Origin of the sequence: Pseudomonas azerbaijanorientalis, from assembly GCF_019139795.1 — a bacterium.
GTDB lineage: Bacteria > Pseudomonadota > Gammaproteobacteria > Pseudomonadales > Pseudomonadaceae > Aquipseudomonas > Aquipseudomonas laurylsulfatiphila.
Window position 1 is genome coordinate 351,514 of the sequence record NZ_CP077078.1, and the last position, 22,333, is coordinate 373,846.

General features: G+C 61.4%; 17 protein-coding genes. 12 read left to right on the top strand and 5 right to left on the bottom strand.

Annotated features, from left to right (window positions below):
- Nucleotides 1–120 precede the first annotated feature (120 nt).
- The 3 genes from KSS91_RS01580 to KSS91_RS01590 are packed head-to-tail and all read right to left on the bottom strand — an operon-like array spanning nt 121 to nt 4,157.
- Entirely contained in the window at nt 121–1,731 is a 1,611-nt protein-coding gene (locus tag KSS91_RS01580) for an arylsulfatase (RefSeq protein ID WP_217836852.1), read from the bottom strand.
- A 15-nt stretch (nt 1,732–1,746) separates the two neighbouring features.
- Nucleotides 1,747–2,562: an ABC transporter ATP-binding protein gene (locus KSS91_RS01585; RefSeq protein ID WP_217836853.1), complete on the bottom strand. Its 816-nt coding sequence runs from the start codon at nt 2,560–2,562 to the stop codon at nt 1,747–1,749.
- Nucleotides 2,559–4,157: an ABC transporter permease gene (locus tag KSS91_RS01590; protein ID WP_217836854.1), complete on the bottom strand. Its 1,599-nt coding sequence runs from the start codon at nt 4,155–4,157 to the stop codon at nt 2,559–2,561. Before KSS91_RS01590 ends, KSS91_RS01585 begins: the two co-directional genes overlap by 4 nt.
- Nucleotides 4,158–4,559: 402 nt before the next feature.
- Here KSS91_RS01590 and KSS91_RS01595 point away from each other — a divergent pair, with 402 nt between their 5' ends.
- Nucleotides 4,560–5,573 carry an ABC transporter substrate-binding protein gene (locus KSS91_RS01595; protein WP_015092988.1) on the top strand — a complete coding sequence of 338 codons (1,014 nt, stop codon included), beginning with the start codon at nt 4,560–4,562 and terminating at the stop codon, nt 5,571–5,573.
- Nucleotides 5,574–5,695: 122 nt separating this feature from the next.
- Here KSS91_RS01595 and KSS91_RS01600 read toward each other — a convergent pair whose 3' ends face one another.
- On the bottom strand, nt 5,696–6,616 hold the full coding sequence (locus tag KSS91_RS01600) for a LysR family transcriptional regulator (RefSeq protein WP_217836855.1): 921 nt from the start codon (nt 6,614–6,616) through the stop codon (nt 5,696–5,698).
- Nucleotides 6,617–6,799: 183 nt separating this feature from the next.
- Here KSS91_RS01600 and KSS91_RS01605 point away from each other — a divergent pair, with 183 nt between their 5' ends.
- The 8 genes from KSS91_RS01605 (at nt 6,800) to KSS91_RS01640 (ending at nt 15,333) form a co-directional block, all read left to right on the top strand.
- Complete coding sequence (locus KSS91_RS01605; protein ID WP_217836856.1) at nt 6,800–7,720, top strand: TauD/TfdA dioxygenase family protein; 921 nt, start codon at nt 6,800–6,802, stop codon at nt 7,718–7,720.
- Nucleotides 7,721–7,854: 134 nt separating this feature from the next.
- Nucleotides 7,855–10,215: a TonB-dependent receptor gene (locus KSS91_RS01610; RefSeq protein ID WP_217836857.1), complete on the top strand. Its 2,361-nt coding sequence runs from the start codon at nt 7,855–7,857 to the stop codon at nt 10,213–10,215.
- Between the two features lie 258 nt (nt 10,216–10,473).
- The gene (locus KSS91_RS01615) at nt 10,474–11,283 is read left to right on the top strand and encodes an energy transducer TonB (RefSeq protein ID WP_217836858.1); all 810 of its coding nucleotides are present in this window, start codon (nt 10,474–10,476) and stop codon (nt 11,281–11,283) included.
- Nucleotides 11,284–11,327: 44 nt separating this feature from the next.
- Entirely contained in the window at nt 11,328–12,053 is a 726-nt protein-coding gene (locus KSS91_RS01620; protein WP_217836859.1) for a MotA/TolQ/ExbB proton channel family protein, read from the top strand.
- A 1-nt stretch (nt 12,054) separates the two neighbouring features.
- Nucleotides 12,055–12,456 carry an ExbD/TolR family protein gene (locus KSS91_RS01625; protein ID WP_015092994.1) on the top strand — a complete coding sequence of 134 codons (402 nt, stop codon included), beginning with the start codon at nt 12,055–12,057 and terminating at the stop codon, nt 12,454–12,456.
- A 289-nt stretch (nt 12,457–12,745) separates the two neighbouring features.
- Nucleotides 12,746–13,327: an alpha/beta hydrolase gene (locus KSS91_RS01630; RefSeq protein WP_217836860.1), complete on the top strand. Its 582-nt coding sequence runs from the start codon at nt 12,746–12,748 to the stop codon at nt 13,325–13,327.
- Nucleotides 13,328–13,382: 55 nt separating this feature from the next.
- Nucleotides 13,383–14,303 (top strand): sigma 54-interacting transcriptional regulator, encoded by a 921-nt coding sequence (locus tag KSS91_RS01635; RefSeq protein ID WP_217836861.1) that lies wholly within the window; start codon nt 13,383–13,385, stop codon nt 14,301–14,303.
- 247 nt (nt 14,304–14,550) lie between these two features.
- Nucleotides 14,551–15,333 carry a MetQ/NlpA family ABC transporter substrate-binding protein gene (locus KSS91_RS01640; RefSeq protein ID WP_007972924.1) on the top strand — a complete coding sequence of 261 codons (783 nt, stop codon included), beginning with the start codon at nt 14,551–14,553 and terminating at the stop codon, nt 15,331–15,333.
- A 402-nt stretch (nt 15,334–15,735) separates the two neighbouring features.
- Here KSS91_RS01640 and KSS91_RS01645 read toward each other — a convergent pair whose 3' ends face one another.
- Entirely contained in the window at nt 15,736–16,932 is a 1,197-nt protein-coding gene (locus KSS91_RS01645; protein WP_217836862.1) for an AAA family ATPase, read from the bottom strand.
- Between the two features lie 177 nt (nt 16,933–17,109).
- Here KSS91_RS01645 and KSS91_RS01650 point away from each other — a divergent pair, with 177 nt between their 5' ends.
- Genes KSS91_RS01650 through KSS91_RS01660 form a run of 3 tightly spaced genes read left to right on the top strand, consistent with a single transcriptional unit; the run spans nt 17,110 to nt 22,321 of the window.
- Complete coding sequence (locus KSS91_RS01650) at nt 17,110–18,213, top strand: efflux RND transporter periplasmic adaptor subunit (protein ID WP_015092997.1); 1,104 nt, start codon at nt 17,110–17,112, stop codon at nt 18,211–18,213.
- Nucleotides 18,210–19,274 carry an efflux RND transporter periplasmic adaptor subunit gene (locus KSS91_RS01655; protein WP_126048578.1) on the top strand — a complete coding sequence of 355 codons (1,065 nt, stop codon included), beginning with the start codon at nt 18,210–18,212 and terminating at the stop codon, nt 19,272–19,274. Before KSS91_RS01650 ends, KSS91_RS01655 begins: the two co-directional genes overlap by 4 nt.
- Nucleotides 19,271–22,321: an efflux RND transporter permease subunit gene (locus tag KSS91_RS01660; protein WP_217836863.1), complete on the top strand. Its 3,051-nt coding sequence runs from the start codon at nt 19,271–19,273 to the stop codon at nt 22,319–22,321. The genes KSS91_RS01655 and KSS91_RS01660 overlap by 4 nt, the downstream gene beginning before the upstream one ends.
- Nucleotides 22,322–22,333: the final 12 nt, after the last annotated feature.

Below are 22,333 nucleotides of genomic sequence, written 5' to 3' on the forward strand. Positions count from 1 at the left end.
AAAGGGCCCCTTCGCGGGCAAGCCCGCTCCCACAGTGATTTGTGCTGAACGCAAATTTTGCATTCACCGCAGAAACCTGTGGGAGCGGGCTTGCCCGCGAAGGGGCCGGTTCAGGCAGCATCAATCCGGCTGAAACGGCGACTCACTCAAGATCACCCCAGTCTCATCCACATACCGCTGCCAATGCTCGATCAAGGCACTGAGCCGCTGCGGCTGGCTCGACGCCAGGTCATGAATCTCCCCTGGATCACTGCCCAGGTCATACAGCTGCCAGGTCGCCGGCCCCACCGGTCCCGGGATGTACACCGCCTTCCATTGCCCCTGGCGGATTGCCCGCCGACCGAACAATTCCCACCCGGTCACGGTGTGCTCGTCATGCACGTGCGCCGTCTCGCCCGACAGGAACCCCAGCCACGACTTCCCGCGAACGTCCGCCACGGGTTTGCCATGCCATTGCTTGCCCGGATGGCGCACACCGGCAAGATCCAGAATGGTCGGCGTGATGTCCATCACCGTGCCAAACCCATGGCTGATCTGGCCCTTGAGCGGCAGCTGCGGGTAATGCACCAGCGCCGGCACGCGAATCCCGCCTTCGGTGGTGAAGGCCTTGAACAGTCGCGACGGCGCGGTCGCCACTTGCGCCCAGTTCGGCCCGTACCAGACGTAGGAGTTGGCGCGGCCGATGTTGTCCAGGCTGTTGTCGTAATGCTGGTTGAGATAGGTCAGCAGCTGCGGCCCGAATTTCGGGAAAGCCTCCAGCAACGCCCCTTCGGCGCCGTTATCGGACATGAACAGGATGAAGGTGTTGTCCAGTTGTCCCTGCTGGCGCAAGTAATCGACGACACGCCCGATGTTCCAGTCCATGCGCTCGACCATCGCCGCATAAACTTCCATGGCCCGCGCGGAAATCTGCCGCTGCTCATCACTCAACGCATCCCACTGTGCGCTCGGCTGGATCAGTGGATGCGGCTCGACATCGGCCTCGATCAATCCCAGCTTCTTGAGTTTTTCCAGACGTTCCAGCCGCAGCACTTCAGGGCCGGCGTCATAGCGCCCGCGGTATTTTTCCACCACCTCGGCCGGTGCCTGCAACGGCCAGTGCGGTGCGGAAAACGGCAGGTAGGCGAAGAACGGCCGGGTCTGGTCGCGCTCCTTGAGGTATTGCAGCAGCTTGTCGCCGAAGGCGTCGGAGGAATAAAAATCTTTCGGCAGTTCGTCGATGAACTGGTCGTCTTCGATATACAGCGCCGGCGTGGATTTCAGCAGCCGTGGCGTCGTTTCATCGTAGGTCGGCTCGAAGCCGTAATGGTTGGCCGCACCGGGCAACAGCGAAAACGAACGCTCGAAACCCCGGGCATGGGGCGCCAATTCGGCGGTCAGGCCCAGGTGCCATTTGCCGCTCATCAACGTCTGGTAACCCGCCTCGCGCAGCAGCTCGGGCAGGGCGACCACGCGGTCGTTCAAGTGCCCTTCGTAGCCTGGCTTACCGATCAGGTCCGGGGTCAGGGCTTCGGCCATGGTGCCGATGCCGGCGATGTGGTGATCGGTGCCGGTGAGCAGCATCGAACGGGTCGGCGAACAGGTTGGTGCGGTGTGGAAATCTGTCAGGCGCAGGCCATTGTTGGCCAGGGCATCGAGGTTCGGTGTATTGATTTCACCGCCGAAGGCGCCGAGGTCGGAAAAGCCCAGGTCGTCGGCCAGGATCACTAAAAAATTGGGACGTTGCGGCATCAAAAATTTCCTTTTTCAGTAGGCAATGAAGGACAGCGGCAGATCGCGGACCTGCACCGGCACGGGAGGCTGGTAGTGACCGTCGCTGGTGAGTTCGTGAAGCAGTTCTTCGCGCAATTGGTGGAAGTCGAAACTGCTGCGCTGGCGCGGATGGGGCAGGGCAATGTCGACCACTTGCTTGATCCGCCCGGGACGCGGCTCCATCACTACCACGCGGTCGGCGAGGAAGATCGCTTCCTCGACATCGTGAGTGACCAGCACTGTGGTGATTTTTGCCCGCGCGCGGATCGCCAGCAGTTCGTCCTGCATCTGCTGGCGGGTCAGCGCATCGAGGGCGCCGAAGGGCTCGTCCAGCAGCAGAATCCGCGGGCTGGCCACCAGGCCTCGGGCGATGGCCACGCGCTGCGCCATGCCGCCGGAGAGCTGGTGCGGATAGGCACGGGCGAAGTCGCCCAGGCCCACCAGTTCGATGAAGTCATGGATACGCCGGTGCTTTTGCGCGGCGCTCAAAGGCTCGTTGACCAGGCCCAGGCCGATGTTGTCGGCCACGCTCAGCCATGGGAACAAACGGTGTTCCTGAAAGACGATGCCGCGCTCGCCACCGATGCCGGTGACGGCTTTGCCGTCGACGCTTATCTGCCCGCGAAATTGCCTGTCGAGGCCCACCAGCAGCCGCAGCAAAGTGGATTTGCCGCAACCGCTGGAGCCGACGATGGCGACGAACTCGCCCTCGGCGATGTCCAGGTTGAATTCGCGAATGGCCTCCAGTTCGAAGCCGTCGACGTCGAAGGTCTTGCCCACGTGATTGAAGCTGACAATCGGTGCGTTCATGCGTGTCTCCAGCGAGTGGCGCGGATTTCCAGGCGTTGGCCAATGAGGTTGAGCAGGGCGCCGGTCAGGCCCACCAGCAACATGCCGGCCATGATCAGGTCCATGCGCAGCAGTTGCTGGGCGCCGATCATCTGGCTGCCGATGCCGCCGTTGGACGGCATGAAATATTCGGCGCCGATGGTGCCGAGCCAGGCGTAGATCAGGCTCAGCCTGAGCCCTGCGAAAATCCCTGGCGCCGCACCCGGCAACACCAGCCGGCGCAGGCGCTGGGGCAGGTTCAGGCGCAACACCTGCGCAGCCTCGTTGAGTTGTGGCGAGAGATTGGCGACGCTGCGTTGGGTGGCGATGAACAGCGGGAAAAACGCGGCGAGGGCGACGAACACCCACTTGGCCAATTCCCCCAGGCCGAACCACGCGGTGAGCAGCGGCACCCAGGCGAAAATGGCGATTTGGCGGAGGGCGGCGAGGGTCGGGCCGAGCACGCGTTCACTGGTGCGCGACAGTCCCAGCAGCAGGCCCAGAGCAAAGCCGAGCCCGCCACCGAGCAGCAGCCCGCCAAGGGTTCGGCCCAAACTCAGGGCCATGCCGCCAACCAGCGTGCCGTCGAGCAGGCCATGCCAGGTGGTGTGCAGGACGGCCAGCGGGCTGACCAGAATGTTCGGGTCAATCCACTGCTGATCCGAGCTCAGTTGCCACACCGCCAGCAGCGCCAGTGGCAGCAGCCACGGTTGCAGCCGTTGCCAGCCTTGATAACGCGGGCCACGACGGATTTCGGCGGTGGCCGGGTGCGGCCAGTGCACCAGCGTCCTGTCCAACAGACCGATGCCACGATCCATCGCCACGCCGATCAAGCCGATCACCACAATGCACACGAAGACGATGTCGAGCATGAACAACTGGCGTGCCCAGACCATCAGGTAGCCGATGCCTTCGCTGGACGCGAGCAGTTCGACAGCGAGCAGCGAGGTCCATCCGGCGGCCAGCGCAAGGCGTACACCGGCCATGAAGGCCGGCAGCGCGGCGGGCAGCACCAGGCGGCGGATCAACAGTAGTCCGGGCAGGCGCAACACGGCGGCGGCTTCGCGCAGCCTGGGTTGCGCATCGCGCACGCCGACCAGTGTGTGCAGGGTCACCGGCACCACGATGGCCTTGATCAGCACCACCAGTTTCAGCACTTCACCGATGCCGAAAAACACCATGAATAAGGGAATCCAGGCCAGGGTCGGGACTTGCGCCAACCCGGCGAAGGTGGGAAATACCAGGCGCTCCAGTCGACGACTGAAACCCAGCGCAGCACCCAAAACTGCACCAGCGCTGATCCCGGCCAGCAGCCCCCAGAACAAGCGTTGCAGGCTGATCCACAAATGGCTCCACAACTCGCCTTGGGACAACTCAACGGCGCTGCTCCAGACCAGGGTCGGCGCCGGCAGGATCTGCTCGCTCATCCAGTGGTTACGGCTGGCGAGCCACCAGAGGGCAAACAGGCTGAAGGGCAGCAGCCAGGGCAAGAGCCGCTGGCTCAGTGTCGGCCAATGCCGTCGACCATCAAGCCGGGGTGAGGCCAGCGGCAGGCTCAGAAGGGAAACACGGGCCATGGGTGACCTCCGTTGTCGGGTTGCAATGCAAGCCTGCTTTTTGTGGGAGCGAGCTTGCTCGCGATGAGGGTGTGTCAGGCGACTTATGTGCTGGATGACACACCGCTATCGCGAGCAAGCTCGCTCCCACAGGGTTTAATGTGTATGCAAAATTGATCTATAAAAATAAAAATCAATTCTATTTAGGGATAAGCAAGGCCATTTAAGGCTTGGGAGCGCGCGCACATCCAATGCCTTCGAAGAATATTTTTGATGCTGTTTTTGCATACGTGTTCGGAAGGCCCGTAGGGGTTGATATAGATCTAAAAGCTATAAAAATGTGAATTTATAGTATTTAAGTGTTGATTCTGATTCGGCCTACTTTCGGCTCATCAACGCCCGTTGCCCCAAGGAGCCGTACCCATGAACCTTCCCTTCAAACGTGTCATCAGCCTGTTCGCCGCACCGGCCCTGGCGGGTCTGCTGGCCTTCACGGCCAACGCCGGTGAGCTCAAGGAAATCCGCATCGCCGTGCCGGACCTGAGCGCCGGTACTCAGCACAGTGGTGGCGGTGTAGTGGATGTGTTGCGCGATCAACAGATCTTCGAAAAGGCCTTTGCCGATCAAGGCATCAAGATTCAGTGGAGCTTTTTCAAGGGCGCAGGCCCGGTGATCAACGAGGCGTTCGCCAACGGTCAGGTGGACCTGGCCTACCTCGGCGACCTGGCAGCCATCATCGGCAAGTCCAATGGTCTGGATACGCGATTGCTCAGCGCCTCGGCGCGCGGGGTCAAGCACTACCTCGGCGTGGTACCGGGTTCGGGGATCAAGACCCTGCAAGACCTCAAGGGCAAACGCGTGGCGATCTTCCGTGGCACGGCCAGCCAGTTGTCCTTCGATGCGGCGCTGGCCAGTCAGGGGTTGAGCGAGAAGGATGTGAAAGTCATCAACCTGGACTTCAACGCGGCGGTGGCGGCGCTGGCGGCGAAACAGATCGATGCGTCCTGGGGTGGTTCCGGGCTTACCGCATTACAGGCCAAAGGACTGGCCGAGTTGCCTCTGACCACCAAGGACCTGGGCGGCGCCGGCAGTGTGCAGGCCGTGTTGGTGGGGACCGGAAAATTCGTCGACGAGCACCCCGAGGCGGTCGCCACGTTGCTCAAGGCTCAACAGCAAGCGGTGGCGTGGTTGACCCAGGACAGCAATAAGGACGCCTACATTCAGCTGGTTTCAGGGTTGGCGAGTTACCCGCCGGTGATTCTCAGCCAGGATCTGAAGGATCAGAAACTGAGCGAGGTGTTCCCGTCGACGCTCGATCCGGTGTTCCTTGGCAAATTGCAGGATGCGGTGGACCTGGCTTCGCAGCAGAAGCTGATTCGCAAGTCGTTCAAGGTAAGCGATTGGGTGGCGCCGGAGTTGGCTGCGGCCAAGCTCTGAATCTTCAGTGAGCTCACTGGCCCCATCGCGAGCAAGCTCGCTCCCACATTAGATTTGAGTCGTACACAAACTTGTGTCCGACAACGATCCCCTGTGGGAGCGAGCTTGCTCGCGAAGAGGCCCTAAACCGCGACGCTGATCTGCTGTTTATCCACCGCCACAAGCGTCTCGATCATCGCCCGCGCCGCTGGCGACAACCGGAACCCGGTGCGACTGACAATCCCGCACCGCGCATTCATGCTCTCGATGTTCTGCGGCAAATTACGCCAGTGCAGCAGCACCAGCGAACCCTGGGCAATGTCCTCGATGAACGCTTCTTGCGTGCCCGCGCCGATGGCGTTGGATTGCAGCACAACTTTCACCAGCGCCGGAAAATGTTCGGTCTCGATGGTCGGCGAAAAATCCACCCGCCCACTGAGGTTCGCCAGCAGTTTGCGAATGCCTGGCGGGATCTTCGTGGCCGCCAGCGGGTAATCGAACATGTCGTTGGTCGACAGGCTCTCCTTGGCCAGCAGCGGATGCCCAGGACGACAGAAAAACACACCGCGCTTGGGCGTCAGCGCCTGGGTCTGGAAGTTCGGGTCGGACTCGAAATGGCGAATGTCGGCGATGAAGAATTCGATCTCCTCGCGGCTCAGGGCGCGGCTGAGTTTTTCCCAGTTATCCACTTCAAAGCAGGTGCGCACTTTCGGGTGTGCATTGATGAATTGCGCCACCGCCTCCGGCACCAGTTTTACCGCCGGCGCCGGGCCGCAACCGAAGCGCAGTTCACCGGCATCGAGCTTGGTCATCTGTGTCACTTCGGCGCTGAGCAGCGCCGCACCCTGCACCAGGCTGCGGGCATGTTGCAGCACCACCAGGCCCTCTGGGGTCGGGCGCAAATCCTTGTTGCCACGGTCCACCAACACGCAGCCGAACTCTTGCTCCAGCCCCTGGATGCTGCGGCTGAAGGCCGGTTGGGTAATGCCCATGGCCTCGGCCGCACGTACGAAACTGCGGTGTTCGTCGAGGGCGATGAAGTAACGCAACTGGCGAAGATCCATATGCTTTTCCGGCATCCTAAAAATAGCTCGAAGGCATTTGCGACGAGGGTTGACTGAGGTTTTAAATGCAACCTCTTATTCCGTCAACGAAGCATATAGATATCTATTAGATCTAAATAGAATATAGATAGAGCAGTGTTTCGCGGCCGGTTCAACCGCAAGCAGTCTGATGAGGGTCTACCCATGAGCAATGCCGCTTTCGCAGTACAACCCGCTGTTCACGCGCTTGAAATCCATCCGGTGGCCGGTCGCATCGGTGCCGAAATCCGTGGCGTACAGCTTTCCGGCGAACTGGATGCCGCCACCGTTGAAGCCATTCAACAGGCGCTGCTGCAATACAAAGTGATCTTCTTCCGCGAGCAGACCCAACTCGACGATCAGCGCCAGGAGGCGTTCGCCCATCTGCTCGGCGAACCGGTGGCGCACCCGACCGTGCCGGTGCGTGAAGGCACGCGTTTTCTGCTGGAACTGGACGGTGCCGAAGGCCAGCGAGCCAGCTCCTGGCACACCGACGTGACCTTCGTCGAGGCCTACCCCAAAGCCTCGATCCTGCGCTCGGTGGTGGCCCCGGCTTTCGGTGGCGACACCTTGTGGGCCAATACCGCCACCGCCTACAACGGGTTGTCGGAGGAGCTGCGTGAGCTGGCCGACAAACTGGTCGCCGTGCACAGCAACGAATACGACTACGCCGGCACCAGGCCGGACGTCTCGGCGGAGAAGCTGGAGCGCTATCGCAAGGTCTTCACCTCGACTGTCTACGAAACCGAACACCCGGTGGTGCGCGTGCACCCGATCAGCGGCGAGAAGAGCCTGTTGCTGGGGCATTTCGTCAAACGCATCAAGGGCTATTCCCAGGCCGATTCGGCGCACCTGTTCGGGTTGCTGCAAAGCCATGTGATCCGCCAGGAAAACATCGTGCGCTGGCGCTGGAAGGCCGGTGACGTGGCGATCTGGGACAACCGCTCGACCCAGCATTATGCGGTGGATGACTACGGGACCCAGGACCGGATCGTGCGCCGTGTGACGCTCAAGGGTGAAGTGCCGGTGGGTGTGAACGGGCAGGTCAGCCAGACCGTGAAAGGGACGGATATCGGCGGCGTCTGAACTGACGCTATCGCGAGCAAGCTCGCTCCCACAGGGGGTCTTCGGTGTTCACAGGATCAGTGTGGGAGCGAGCTTGCTCGCGATGGCGGCCTGGCAAGCAATAAAGCATTTCTTCTGATCGGGAACCCCGCCTTATGAGTCCGTTGCATTTCGCCCCAACCCACTCTCCACAACGGCTCAAACGCCTGCCCCTGGCTCTGTTACTGGCAGGCAGTGCCAGCTGGACCCAAGGCTATGCGGCCGAAAGCGCCACCCTTGAAACCACTCCGGCAAAAACCGCCACGGCCGACAATACCCAACTGGCAACCGTGACGGTTACTACCCGCCGCCGCGAAGAAAGCTCGCAAGACGTACCAACCCCGATGAGCGTGGTCAGCGGCCAGACCCTGGAAGCCCAGCGGGTCTATCGCATCCAGGATTTGCAGCAACTGGTGCCCAGCGTCAATGTCGCCTACATGCATGCGCGCCAGTCCAGCGTGTCGATTCGTGGCCTGGGCAACAATCCGGCCAGCGATGGCCTGGAAGGCAGTGTCGGTCTGTACCTCGATAACGTTTACCTCGGCCGGCCGGGCATGGCTGTATTCGACCTGATGGACATCGAGCAGCTCGAAGTGCTGCGCGGTCCGCAAGGCACCTTGTTCGGCAAGAACACCACCGCTGGCGTGATCAACATCAGCACCCGCGCGCCGACCTTCACCCCGGAACGCAGCATCGAGTCTTCGGTGGGCGAGGACGGCTACTTCCAGACCAAGGGCACGATTTCCGGCCCGCTGAATGACCAGCTCGCCGGGCGCTTTTCTGCGTATCGCACCCGCAGCGACGGCGATATCAAGAACGAATTCGACGGCCACGATTTGAACGGCGGCTCGCGCGATGGCTTCCGTGGCCAGTTGCTGTTCAAGCCCAACGAATCGTTCAACCTGCGCTGGATCGGCGACTACAACGAAGAAGATTCCAGCGCCGGCACCCGCGTGTTGTTCAACACCGGGCCGACCATCAATGGCACCAACCTATACCAGACCCGGGCCAATGCCGCGGGCGCGACACTGGTCGACGGCACCCACCGCAAGGTCAACCTGAACAACGACCAGCATGTCACCGTGCATCAGGGCGGCACATCGGTGGAGGCCAACTGGACGCTGCCGAGCGACTTCACCCTGACGTCCATCAGCGCCTATCGCTGGTGGAATTTCACCCCGCGCAATGATGACGGCCTGAACGCAACCGTCTTCTACAACGCCGGGGTTTCGGTGGAGGACAAGCAGTACTCCCAGGAGTTTCGCCTGGCGTCGCCTACCGGCGGGTTCTTCGATTACGTGCTCGGCGCCTATTACTTCGGCTCCGACCTGGACAACAAATCCTTCACCTTTTACGGGCCGCAAGCAGATATCTGGAGTGGCACGCCCACCGGTGCACTGAACAACATCGACAGTGTCGGCAACGGTCATATCGAAACCAACAGCTTCGCGCTGTTCGCACAGGGCACCTGGCACCTGACCGAACGCCTGGATTTCACTGCCGGCCTGCGCGGCACCTATGAAGAGAAAAACGCCTGGGTGACCCGCAATGCGCCCGCCGGTGGTGCCGCAGTCACCGGCGCGGCGGCCGCGGCACGACGTGCTCGTGCGGGGGCCTACGATTCCGGCGATCTGAACCAGTACAGCTCCAGTCCTTCGGGCCTGTTGAACCTCAGTTACCACCTCACCGACGACCTGCTCACCTACGCCACGTTGTCCCACGGCGAAAAATCCGGTGGCGTCAACCTGGCCGTCGGTATGGCGCCAGTGGCCGGTGCCGACTCGTTGCTGATCGGCACCGAGCGCGCCAACAACGCCGAACTCGGCTTCAAGAGCACCCTGTGGGACCGTCGCCTGCAACTCAACGCCAACCTGTTCTGGACCCAGGTCAACGGCTATCAGACCAACGCCTATGACGACGTCAATCGCGTGCAATACCTGACCAACGCCGGTTCCGTGCGCTCCCGTGGCGTGGAGTTCGAAAGCACCCTGATCCCGCTGCGCGGCCTGACGCTGAACATCAACGGTTCGTACAACGACGTCAGCTACCTCTCCTACAAGGATGCACCGTGCCCGCCGGAAGTCAGCCTGAGGCCGGGTGCTCCAGCCTCCTGCGACCTGACCGGGCATCAAGTGGTCGGCGCCTCGAAATGGATCGGCAACGCCAACGGCGAATACAAGTGGAACCTGAGCAACGGCTTCGAGGAGTACGTCACCGCCAGCTATGCGTTCCGCTCCAAAGCGGTGGGCACGGTGGAAGACTCCGACTTCGGGCAGATCCCGAGTTATGCGGTGGTCAACCTGTCCACCGGTCTGCGCGGCGACTTCAACCAGGGGCAGTGGGACGTTTCGTTGTGGCTGAAAAACGCCTTCGACAAAACCTACTACACGACGCTGTGGACGGCCGCCAATGGTGGTTATGAAGGTCTGCCCGGTACGCCACGCACGCTCGGTGTGACCGGCCGATACGACTTCTGACGGCGAAAAGCATGCTTCGAATGAATACTTTCAATGCCCGAAAAGCATCGGATTTTTTCCACTGTGCCGGAGCCCTTGAACGGCGGGCTCTGGCGGTGGGTTGAGGGTTTTGTTTATTCGTATTGGTTCTAAATATAAGTTTAAACATTACTTTAAGAGCTAAGCGTTCAAGCCAATGATTGCTCTACCGGGGCGTCGTCGGGGGATGTTCAGCACGACGTTCCGGTTATCCGCAAAGAGACCGCAGGGAGTTAAACAATGGGCAATGTCCAGATCGCCGCCGGTGCACATGAGGTGCTTTGGCGCCAGGCACCCGGTGGCGAATTGGTCGACCTCGGCCGACCGCACCGGGTGCCCTTGGGGCAGTTGCGTTTGCAGCGAACCCCCAAAGGCGCCCTTCGCCGGCGTGAAGCAATCGTGCTGGGCGTGCTGGCGTTGCTGGTGCATGGCGCGGTGATCTATTGGGTCAATCAGCAAGCGACACCGGTACTGCCGATCGTGCCGCCAGAAGTCCCGCCCATGACCATCGAATTCTCGCGACCGGCGCCACCAGTGGTCGAGCCGCCGCCACCGCAACCTGTGCAACCCGTGATTGAGCCGCCACCGCCTGTGGAGGATGAGCTGGCGGTGAAGCCGCCTCCACCAAAGCCGGTTCCCAAGCCCAAACCGGTCGCCAAACCGCTACCGAAACCGGCGCCAAAAGCCGTTGAGCAGCCACCCGCGCCAGCGAAGCCGGCAGCACCTGTCGCGGCCCCGGCGCCACCTGCACCACCGGCCCCAGCGCCTGTGACACCGGCCTCTGCCACCGCTGGCTACTTGAAAAACCCGGCACCGGAATACCCGTCGCTGGCCCAGCGTCGCGGCTGGGAAGGCACCGTGTTGTTGCGCGTGCATGTGTTGGCCAGCGGCAAGCCCGGCGAGATCCAGATCCAGAAAAGCAGCGGTCGCGATGCGCTGGACGACGCCGCGCTGAACGCGGTGAAACGCTGGAGTTTTGTGCCGGCCAAGCAAGGTGATGTCGCCCGGGACGGCTGGGTCAGCGTGCCCATCGATTTCAAGATTCATTAAACAGAAACCAATTTCGCGCGAAACGTTTACACGAGGAATACATCATGACGTTACTGGCCTCTCCACTTGAATCCATCGAAAGCGCGGTGATCTGGCTGCTGGTGGTTTTTTCCGTCGCGACCTGGGGCCTGGCATTGCTCAAGGGCGTGCAGTTCGGTCGCCTGAAGGCACAGGATCGAAAGTTTCATCAGCAGTTCTGGGCCGCTTCGAGTCTCGACTCGGCGGCCGAACTGAGCGAAACCCGGCCCGGCGCGGCCGCCCGGGTGGCGCAGGCCGGTTATGCGGCCATCCAGGTGGGCGAGACGCCACAGGCGGCTGACTTGAGCCAGGCGATCAACCATCAGGATCGTCTGGAGCGAGCCTTGCGCCAGCAGATTGTGCGCGAGCGCCGGTCACTGGAAACCGGGTTGGCAGTGCTCGCAAGTATTGGCAGCACCTCGCCGTTCATTGGCTTGTTCGGCACGGTGTGGGGAATCATGGAGGCGTTGAAAGGCATCAGCGCGGCGGGCTCGGCAAGCCTTGAAACAGTCGCCGGGCCGATTGGCGCGGCACTGGTCGCCACGGGGGTGGGGATCGCCGTCGCGGTGCCGGCGGTGCTGGTTTACAACTACTTTTTGCGGCGCTTGAAACTGACGGCGGCTGATCTGGATGACTTCGCCCACGACTTCTACAGCCTGGCGCAGAAGAGTTCGTTCCGCGTACTGATCCACCCGACGGCGCACAAGGTGGTGGCCCAGGGCAACGCGCAGAAAGTGAAGGAGGCGTCCTGATATGGCCTTCTCCACGCAAGACACTGACGAGGTGCTCAGCGAGATCAACGTGACGCCTCTGGTGGATGTGATGCTGGTGTTGCTGGTGGTGTTCATCGTCACCGCACCGCTGCTGACCAACGCCATTCCGATCAACCTGCCCAAGACCGAAGCGGTGGCGCCGGTGGAGCAGAAGGATCCGTTGGTGGTGAGCATCGACGGTGCCGGCAAGCTGTTTATCAACAAGGACGAGATACAGCCGGACTTGCTGGAATTGAACCTCAAGTCGGCGAAGGCCAAGGACCCCGAGGTGCGCGTGCAGTTGCAGGCGGACGATGGTGTGAATTACGGCGAGGTGGCGCGGGCCATGGCATCGATTGAACGGGCGGGGATTACCAAGCTGTCGGTGATCACTGCGCGTTAACAGATTTTCGTTTTCCGGGGCCGTCTCCTTGGCAGGGTGCGGCCCCTTTTTTTTGCTTCAACTTTCGCGAACACACTGTTCCCTGTTGGAGCGAGCTTGCTCGCGATGGCGGTGGATCAATCGACATCGATGTTGAATGTCCGGGCCCCTTCGCGAGCAAGCCCGCTCCCACAGGTTATGTGTTTTATATTCTATATAGGTCTTAATAAATAGCTTCTTATTCCTTAACGAATATAACTCTCCTCCCTATACTCGACCGGGAACAGACACGCAGCAGGAGAGCTCCCCCATGCGCAACGAATCAATTCGCTACCTGATTGTGCCGGGCTGGAAAGGATCGCCAGAAGATCATTGGCAAAGCCACTGGCAGAACAGCCTGCCGAACAGCGCACGGGTGGAGCAGGCCGACTGGCTGACGCCGCGCCGTGAAGACTGGGTCGCGGCGCTGGCCGAGGCGATTGCCGCCGACAGTACGCCGGTCATCCTGATCGCCCACAGCCTGGGTTGCATCACCGTCGCCCATTGGGCGGCCACCGCGCCTGTGCAATTCCTGCGTCAGGTGCGCGGTGCCCTGCTGGTCGCACCGGCGGATGTCGAGCGCCCGGCCTGTGCGCCGGCCTTGCGCAACTTCGCGCCGATCCCGACGGACCTGCTGCCATTTCCGAGCCAGGTTGTCAGTTCCGACAACGACAGCGCCGTCAGTGCGCCGCGAGCCCTGGAGCTGGCGCGCAACTGGGGTGCCGAGGCGGGGATCCTGGCGGGGGCGGGGCATATCAACGTGAAGTCCGGTCACCAGCGTTGGGAGCAGGGTTTTGCCTATCTTTATCGCCTGCAAAACCGCATGGAACACCACGCCCTGCGCCGCGCTTGAACACTTTCTTTATTTAACGCCCCCGTCTCCCGGCGGTTTTGGGCGGGAGTCTGCCATGAGCTTTGAAACCTTCGGTCAGCCACTGCTGACCTTTCCCGACGCCGAAAAAAGTCCCCTGAGCATCCGCGCCAAGGCGCTGGTGTTTGTCGATCCGCGTTCGCGGCAATTACGTGAAGACCTTGAGCAACTGGCCACGCGTTCAGTCTCGGTGCTGATCCGGGGCGAAACCGGCACCGGCAAGGAGTTGCTGGCCCGACATATCCACCGCGCCAGTGATCGCGGCGGGTTGTTCGTGTCGGTCAACTGCGGCGCCATCAGCCCAACCTACGCCGACGCCGAGCTGTTCGGCTATGCGGCGGGCAGCTACAGCGGTTCGGCGAGCAGTCGTGCCGGCTGGTTCGGTTCGGCCAACGGCGGCACGCTGTACCTGGACGAAATCGGTGACCTGCCGCTACCGATCCAGATCAAGCTGCTCGCCGCCCTGGAGAACCACGAAGTCACCCGCGTCGGCGCCCAGCAACCGAGCCCGGTGGATGTGCGGCTGGTGGCGGCCACCAGCATCGATCTGGCCCAGGCGGTGGCCGCCGGAAAATTCCATGAACGGCTCTATCACTACCTCAGCGAAGGCCCGCTAGAACTGCCGGCGCTGCGCGAGCGTACGGGGGACATTCTGCCGCTGGCCGAATACTTCCTCGGCATCTACAGCCAGCGCCTCGACCTGCCGGTGCCGCTGATCAGCGAAGCGGCGCAGCTTGTGCTTGAGCGCCACAGTTGGCCGGGCAATACCCGGGAGCTGGAAAACGTCATTCACTTTGCGCTGCTGGTGAGTACGGGCGACGAGATTTTGCCGGAGCATTTGAATTTGCCTGATCCGCTGGCGCAGATCGAAAGTCAGATTAAGCAGATTCTCGACAATGGATCAGCCGCCGAACGAACAGCCTTGAAAAACCTCCTGCGCGACGCCCGGCTTTTGTAGGAGCTGCCGAAGGCTGCGATCTTTTGATTTTCGGCGGCCTCAATGCCATCAAAGTCAAAAGATCGCAGCCTTCGGCAGCTCCTATAGGGTTGTATGAACAAAATGGAATATGAAGCTGAATAAACGTTATTGTTCGGGAATAAAAAATCCCGGTATTGTCCGCTTCACGCCAGCGATAGCACTTCACTGGCACTCTCATCTTCAAGCCGTCGCCACAAGCGACTGTGATTTTCGATAAGGACACTGCATGAAAAAGGTTCTGTTGTTCACCGCACTGGCGGCTGCCCTGACCGCGGGCCTGGCCCAGGCTGGCGAAAAACTGGTGGTTGCGGCAACCCCGGTTCCACACGCCGAGATTCTTGAGCTGATCAAGCCAACCCTCGCCAAAGAAGGCGTGGACCTGGAAATCAAAGTCTTCACCGACTACGTTCAGCCGAACGTGCAGGTCGACCAGAAGCGTCTGGACGCCAACTACTTCCAGACCCTGCCGTACCTCAAGAGCTTCAACGAAGGCAAAGGCACTCACCTGGAAACCGTGATCGGTGTGCACGTCGAACCTTTCGGCGGCTACTCGAAGAAAGTCAAAACCCTGGCTGAGCTCAAAGACGGCGCGACCATTGCCATCCCGAACGAAGGCAGCAACAGCGGCCGTGCCCTGATCCTGCTGCAGAAGGCTGGCCTGATCGAGTTGAAAGACCCGAAAAACGCCCTGGCCACGCCAAAAGACATCGCCAAGAACCCGCACAACTTCAAGTTCAAGGAGCTTGAGTCCGCAATGTTGCCGCGTGTGCTGGATCAGGTCGACCTGGACATGATCAACACCAACTACGCGCTGGAAGCGGGCCTGAACCCGGCTAAAGACGCGCTGGTGATCGAAGGTGCCGACTCGCCTTACGTGAACTTCCTGGTGGCCCGTCCGGACAACAAGGACAGCGTCGCCATCCAGAAACTGGCCAAGGCCCTGACCAGCCCGGAAGTGAAAGCCTTCATCGAGAAGAAGTACAGCGGCGCGGTATTGCCAGCGTTCTGATTCGCGAAGCAAACCCCTTCAAGGTTTCAAACGCCGACGGCTGATTTAGCGTCGGCGTTTTTTTGCGACTGAAGATCAAAAGATCGCAGCCTGCGGCAGCTCCTACAGGGTCCACGCAAACCTTTGTAGGAGCTGCCGCAGGCTGCGATCTTTTTTGGTTTTATGAATCAGGCCGGCCCGGCCTTCAACGCCCTGCGCAACGCCATCAATAATTTCAGAATGTCCTGCGGATCCAGCCGTTGCGGCGTTTTTACGTCTGCCATGTTCTCGTCCTTGTGAGATGTTGGCCGGGAGTCTGGCCAAAAGTGGTTCGTCCTTGGAGCTGTGTTTCGAAAAAAAGATCCTTCCTACGCCGCAAGGGAAAATAGACGTCTTCCCTCATCCCGGCAAATCACGCGCCGTTCAATCCGGCCAATACCATGCCGGCTCATCCAGCATGCGCTGGCCCACGATCCCGGTCTGGCCAAGATTTTTCTCCAGCACGATGCAGTTGCAGTCCGGGTCCTCCTGCAACGCCGAAATCAAGCGCCGGGCATGGGACACCACCCACACCTGGCACTGCGCCGAGGCACGGATGATCAAGCGTGCCAGCGCCGGCAGCAGATCCGGATGCAGGCTGGTTTCCGGCTCGTTCAGCACCATCAGTGTCGGTGGCCGTGGCGTCAGCAGCGCCGCGACCAGCAGCAGGTAACGCAAGGTTCCGTCCGACAGCTCGGCGGCTGACAGCGGCCGCAACAAACCTTCCTGAAAGAACTCGATGGCGAAGCGTCCACCGGGCAGGGGGTCGATGTTCAGTCGTGCGCCGGGGAAGGCGTCGCTGATCGCCGCCCGCAAGGCGTCGGGATCGCCGATTTCGATGATCGTCTGCAAGGCGGCCGCCAAGTCTCGTCCGTCGTGATGCAGCACCGGCGTGCGAGTGCCCAGTTGCGGTTGACGCGCCGGGGCGTCGGCATCGCTGCGAAAATGATCGTAAAAGCGCCAGCGGCGGATGAACTCGCGCATCTCCAGCACTTCAGGCGAACCGCGCAGGCTGCCGACCTGATCGAACAGGCTGTCGAACGTCGGCGTGTGCTGCGCCAGCACATCCCACTTGCGCTCGGCGCGGGCGCGGATCATCGGGCCGTCACGATCGACCAGCAGACTGGCCGGGCGGTAGAACGCGCCTGCCCACAGGCATTCGCGTTTGATCTGCGGGTCGAGGCTGAAATAGGACGGGATCGGCGAGCTGTGCCCGGGCAGCATGAAATGGCCATTGGAATCGGGAAGGCCGAGGCTGATCGAGTAGCCGAAATCCTCTCCCGCAAACCCCAGGCGCAGGCGCTTGACGCCTTGGCGCACAGTGGGCTCGATGGCGACTTCGCCGGTGCGCATGCGCCGGGAGAGGGTTTCCGGGCCGGCCCAGAAGGTCGAATCCAGCCCGCCTTCACGGGCCAAGGCATTGACCACGCCGCCGTGGGCGGTTTCCGCCAGCAGGCGCAGCGCACGGTACAGGTTGGACTTGCCGCTGCCGTTGGGGCCGGTGATCAGATTCAGTCGGCCCAGCGGGATCACCAGTTTGTTGATCGAGCGGTAGTTGGCTACCGCGAGCGTGTTGAGCATGTGGGGTCCTGTGGCGGGGTCGAGCGACGCCCATTGTCCGCTACGGGCAGGTGTCTGGGGCAAGTGTTCTGGACGTAAGGCCGGGTGAATTTTTTCTTCATAAGACGCTCGTGCAAGGTTGCTGTCCTGTTCTAAGCTCTCTGTCGTGCTGTACATGAAAAAGGCCAAGGAGTTTGCATGGTGGTTCCCGGATTCAAAGTAGTCATGGCCTTGAGTGTCGTCACCCTGCTGACGGCTTGCGACCAGAAAAAACCCGTACAGGAATACCTGCCACGGGTGTTCGTGCAAGTCGTCAAGCCGACGGACTACGCGGCCCCGGTTACCCTCACCGGTGATATTCAGGCGCGGATACAGACGGAGCTGTCTTTCCGTGTGGGTGGCAAGATCATCCAGCGTTCGGTTGACGTCGGCGATCGAGTGACCGCCAAGCAAGTGCTGGCCCGGCTCGACCCCAAGGACTTGCAGAGCAACGTCGACTCGGCGCAGGCGCAAGTGGCCGCCGAACAGGCGCGGGTGAAGCAGAACGCGGCGGCATTCGTACGCCAGCAAAAACTCTTGCCCAAGGGTTATACCAGCCAGAGTGAATATGACTCGGCCCAGGCCGCTTTGAACAGCAGCCAGAGCGCCCTGAGCGCTGCCCAGGCGCAGCTGGCCAATGCCAAGGATCAGTTGAGCTATACGGCGCTGATCGCCGATGCGCCGGGGATCATTACCGAGCGCCAGGCGGAGGTCGGCCAGGTGGTTCAGGCGACGATGCCGATCTTCAGCCTGGCCCGTGACGGCGACCGCGATGCAGTGTTCAACGTTTATGAATCCCTGCTGGCCGAGAAACCGAGTGATGACACCATTGTCCTGAGTCTGCTCGACAACCCGGCGATCAAAACCACCGGCACCGTGCGCGAAATCACCCCGGCGGTGTCGGCGCAATCCGGTACCGTGCAGGTCAAGATCGGCCTCAACAGTCTGCCCGACGGCATGCAATTGGGCTCGGTGGTGAGTGCCACGGCCAAGGGGTCGGGCAAGTCGGTCATCGAGTTGCCGTGGTCGGCGCTGACCAAAAACATCAGTGAACCCGCTGTCTGGATTGTCGACGACAAGGGCAAGGCCCAATTGCATTCGGTCACTGTCGGCCGCTACCTGACCGGCAAGGTCATCATCAGCGGCGGGTTGAAAGACGGCGACAAAGTCATCATCGCGGGCGGCCAACTCTTGCACCCTGACATGGACGTCGAGATTGCCGAAGACACTAACAAGGATCTGACGTGGGGAGCCAAGCCATGAAGCCTTTATGGGCGTTGTCCATCGGGCTGGTGCTGAGCGCCTGTTCCGAAAGCGAACCACCGCCGGCACCGGTACGACCGGTGTTGTCGATCAAGGTCCAGACCTTGAACGAAGAGGACCTGGGCCGCTTCGCCGGCAGCATCCAGGCGCGTTATGAAAGCAATACCGGCTTCCGCGTGGGCGGGCGGATCGCCAGCCGTAACGTCGATGTCGGCACCGAAGTGGAAAAGGGGACGCTGCTCGCCACCCTCGATCCTTCCGATCAGCAGAACCAATTGCGTTCGGCCCAGGGCGACCTGGCGAAAATCCAGGCGCAACTGATCAATGCCAAGGCCAGTGCCCAGCGTCAACAAGCCCTGTTCGATCGCGGGGTCGGCGCGCAAGCGCAACTCGACGCGGCCAACACGGACCTGAAAACCACCCAGGCCTCCCTCGATCAGGCCCGGGCGGCCGTCAGCCAGAGCAAAGACCAATTGGGCTACACCGAACTGCGTGCCGACCATAAAGCCGTGGTCACCGCGTGGAGCGCCGAGGCCGGGCAAGTGGTGACGGCGGGTCAGCAAGTGGTGACCCTGGCGCAACCGGACATCAAGGAAGCGGTGATCGACCTGCCCGATACCCTCGTTGATCAGTTGCCCAGCGATGTGGTGTTTCAGGTCGCTGCGCAACTGGATCCGAGCATCAACACCACCGCTGTCATCCGTGAAATCGAACCCCAGGCTCAAAGCGCGACACGCACCCGTCGTGCCCGCCTGACCCTGGCCGAAACGCCACAGGGCTTCCGTTTGGGCACGGCCATCAGCGTCACCCTGAGCACGGCGGTCAAGCCGCGCATCGAGTTGCCTGCCACCGCGCTGCAGGAGGTCGATGGCAAGCCGCGCATCTGGGTGATCGACGCGCAGAGTAAAACCGTCTCCCCCCGTGACGTCACCGTGATCAGCCGCACCGACAGCACCGTGGTGCTGTCAGACGGCGTGAAGAACGGCGAGCGGGTGGTCAGTGCCGGTGTCAACAGCCTCAAACCGGGGCAGCAAGTGAAAATCGACGAGGACAGTCAATGAAAGGGCCTTTCAACCTCTCGGAATGGGCCCTCAAGCATCAGTCGTTCATCTGGTATCTGATGTTCGTCGCGTTGCTGATGGGTGTGTTCTCGTATTTCAACCTGGGGCGCGAAGAAGACCCGTCGTTCACCATCAAAACCATGGTGATCCAGAGCAAATGGCCGGGAGCGACCCAGGAGGAAACCCTCAAGCAGATCACCGACAGGATCGAGAAAAAGCTCGAAGAGCTCGACTCCCTCGACTACGTGAAAAGCTACACGCGCCCCGGCGAATCGACGGTGTACGTGTACCTGCGCGACACCACCGGTGCCAAGGACATCCCGGAAATCTGGTACCAGGTGCGCAAGAAGATCAACGACATCAAATACCAGTTCCCGCAAGGCATACAGGGGCCGTCGTTCAACGACGAGTTCGGTGACGTCTTCGGGTCGATCTACGCCTTCACCGCCGACGGCCTGACCCAGCGTCAGTTGCGTGACTACGTGGAACAGGCCCGCATGGAGATTCGCGGTGTGCCGGGGCTGGGCAAGATCGAAATGGTCGGCCAGCAGGACGAAGTGCTGTACCTGAACTTCTCCACGCGCAAACTCGCAGCGCTCGGCATCGATGAGCGTCAGGTGGTGCAGAGCCTGCAATCTCAGAACGCGGTGACCCCGGCGGGTGTCATCGAGGCCGGGCCAGAGCGGATTTCGGTGCGCACGTCAGGCAAGTTCGCTTCGGAGAAAGACCTGGCCGAGGTCAACCTCAAGCTCAACGACCGCTACTATCGCCTGGCCGACATTGCCGAAATCCGACGCGGTTACGTCGATCCGGCCTCGCCGGAATTCCGCTTCAACGGCAAACCGGCCATCGGCCTGGCGATTGCCATGCAGAAGGGTGGCAACGTCCAGGCGTTCGGCAAGGCCTTGCACGCCCGTATTGACGAGTTGACCGCCGATCTGCCGGTGGGCGTCGGCATTTACAACGTGTCCGACCAGGCCGTGGTGGTCGAAGAGGCGGTCGGCGGCTTTACCAGCGCGCTGTTCGAGGCGGTGGTGATCGTGCTGGTGGTGAGCTTCGTCAGCCTTGGCGTGCGCGCCGGGCTGGTGGTGGCCTGCTCGATCCCGCTGGTGCTGGCGATGGTGTTCGTGTTCATGGAGTACAGCGGCATCACCATGCAGCGGATTTCCCTCGGTGCACTGATCATCGCCCTTGGCCTGCTGGTGGACGATGCGATGATCACCGTGGAAATGATGGTCACGCGCCTGGAGTTGGGCGAGACCAAGGAGCAGGCGGCGACATTCGCCTACACCTCTACGGCGTTCCCGATGCTCACCGGTACGCTGGTGACGGTGGCGGGCTTCGTGCCGATCGGCTTGAACGCCAGCTCGGCCGGTGAATATACCTACACCCTGTTTGCGGTGATTGCCTGTGCGATGCTGGTGTCGTGGGTGGTGGCGGTTCTGTTTGCGCCGGTGATCGGCGTGCACATTCTCAGCACCAAGGTGAAACCCCATGAAGGCGAACCCGGGCGCATCGGCAAGGCGTTCAACGGCGGGCTGCTGTGGTGCATGCGCAATCGCTGGTGGGCCATCGGCATTACGGTGCTGTGTTTTGTGCTGGCGCTGTTTTGCATGCGCTTCGTGCAGAACCAGTTCTTCCCGTCTTCGGACCGGCCGGAAATCCTGGTGGACCTGAACCTGCCGCAAAACGCCTCGATCGACGAAACCCGCCGGGCTGTCGATCGCCTCGAAGCCACGCTCAAGGACGACCCGGACATCGAGCGCTGGAGCACCTACATCGGGCAGGGCGCCATCCGTTTTTATCTGCCACTGGACCAGCAACTGCAGAACCCCTTCTACGCGCAGTTGGTGATCGTCAGCAAAGGCCACACCCGTGAGGCCATGATGCACAAGCTTCGCGAGCGCTTGCGCAACGACTTCGTCGGCATCGGCAGTTATGTCCAGGCACTGGAAATGGGCCCGCCGGTAGGGCGTCCGATCCAGTACCGGATCAGCGGCAAGGACATCGATCAGGTGCGCCGACATGCCATCGACCTGGCCACTGAGCTGGACAAGAACCCGCACGTTGGCGAGATCATCTACGACTGGAACGAACCGGGCAAAGTGCTGCGCATCGACATCGCCCAGGACAAGGCGCGGCAGTTGGGGTTGTCTTCCGAGGATGTGGCCAACCTGATGAACGGCATCGTCAGCGGCCAGTCGGTGACTCAGGTCGATGACGACATTTACCTGATCAACGTGGTTGGTCGTGCGGTGGATTCCGAGCGTGGAACGCCGGAAACCCTGCAGAACCTGCAAATCGTCACGCCGAACGGCACGTCGATTCCGCTGCTGGCGTTCGCCACGGTGCGCTACGAACTGGAGCAGCCGCTGGTGTGGCGTCGCGATCGCCTGCCGACCATCACCATCAAGGCGGCGATACGCGACGAGATCCAGCCGACGGACCTGGTGAAAATCCTCAAGCCGTTCATCGACGCGTTCGCAGCCAAACTGCCGGCGGGCTACAAGGTCGCCACCGGTGGTACGGTGGAGGAAAGCGGCAAGGCCCAGGGCCCGATTGCCAAGGTTGTGCCGCTGATGCTGTTCCTGATGGCGACCTTCCTGATGATCCAGCTGCACAGCGTGCAGAAGCTGTTCCTGGTGGCCAGCGTCGCGCCGCTGGGGCTGATCGGCGTGGTGATCGCGCTGGTGCCGACAGGCACGCCCATGGGCTTCGTGGCGATCCTCGGGATTCTCGCGTTGATCGGTATCATCATCCGTAACTCGGTGATCCTGGTGACCCAGATCGAGGAGTACGAGCAGAAGGGTTATGCGCCGTGGGATGCGGTGGTGCAGGCCACCGAACATCGGCGCAGGCCGATCCTTTTGACCGCGGCGGCGGCGAGCCTGGGGATGATCCCGATTGCCCGGGAAGTGTTCTGGGGGCCGATGGCCTACGCGATGATCGGCGGGATCGTCATCGCCACCTTGCTGACGCTGCTGTTTTTGCCGGCGCTGTATGTGGCCTGGTACAAGATTCGCGAGCCGAAGAAAGAGGTGCAATAAAGTCAAAAGATC

Bases quoted from the DNA above. Each gene is read 5' to 3' on its own strand.
- KSS91_RS01580 (WP_217836852.1), bottom strand. From the start codon at position 1,731: ATGCCGCAACGTCCCAATTTTTTAGTGATCCTGGCCGACGACCTGGGC.
- KSS91_RS01585 (WP_217836853.1), bottom strand. From the start codon at position 2,562: ATGAACGCACCGATTGTCAGCTTCAATCACGTGGGCAAGACCTTCGAC.
- KSS91_RS01590 (WP_217836854.1), bottom strand. From the start codon at position 4,157: ATGGCCCGTGTTTCCCTTCTGAGCCTGCCGCTGGCCTCACCCCGGCTT.
- KSS91_RS01595 (WP_015092988.1), top strand. From the start codon at position 4,560: ATGAACCTTCCCTTCAAACGTGTCATCAGCCTGTTCGCCGCACCGGCC.
- KSS91_RS01600 (WP_217836855.1), bottom strand. From the start codon at position 6,616: ATGGATCTTCGCCAGTTGCGTTACTTCATCGCCCTCGACGAACACCGC.
- KSS91_RS01605 (WP_217836856.1), top strand. From the start codon at position 6,800: ATGAGCAATGCCGCTTTCGCAGTACAACCCGCTGTTCACGCGCTTGAA.
- KSS91_RS01610 (WP_217836857.1), top strand. From the start codon at position 7,855: ATGAGTCCGTTGCATTTCGCCCCAACCCACTCTCCACAACGGCTCAAA.
- KSS91_RS01615 (WP_217836858.1), top strand. From the start codon at position 10,474: ATGGGCAATGTCCAGATCGCCGCCGGTGCACATGAGGTGCTTTGGCGC.
- KSS91_RS01620 (WP_217836859.1), top strand. From the start codon at position 11,328: ATGACGTTACTGGCCTCTCCACTTGAATCCATCGAAAGCGCGGTGATC.
- KSS91_RS01625 (WP_015092994.1), top strand. From the start codon at position 12,055: ATGGCCTTCTCCACGCAAGACACTGACGAGGTGCTCAGCGAGATCAAC.
- KSS91_RS01630 (WP_217836860.1), top strand. From the start codon at position 12,746: ATGCGCAACGAATCAATTCGCTACCTGATTGTGCCGGGCTGGAAAGGA.
- KSS91_RS01635 (WP_217836861.1), top strand. From the start codon at position 13,383: ATGAGCTTTGAAACCTTCGGTCAGCCACTGCTGACCTTTCCCGACGCC.
- KSS91_RS01640 (WP_007972924.1), top strand. From the start codon at position 14,551: ATGAAAAAGGTTCTGTTGTTCACCGCACTGGCGGCTGCCCTGACCGCG.
- KSS91_RS01645 (WP_217836862.1), bottom strand. From the start codon at position 16,932: ATGCTCAACACGCTCGCGGTAGCCAACTACCGCTCGATCAACAAACTG.
- KSS91_RS01650 (WP_015092997.1), top strand. From the start codon at position 17,110: ATGGTGGTTCCCGGATTCAAAGTAGTCATGGCCTTGAGTGTCGTCACC.
- KSS91_RS01655 (WP_126048578.1), top strand. From the start codon at position 18,210: ATGAAGCCTTTATGGGCGTTGTCCATCGGGCTGGTGCTGAGCGCCTGT.
- KSS91_RS01660 (WP_217836863.1), top strand. From the start codon at position 19,271: ATGAAAGGGCCTTTCAACCTCTCGGAATGGGCCCTCAAGCATCAGTCG.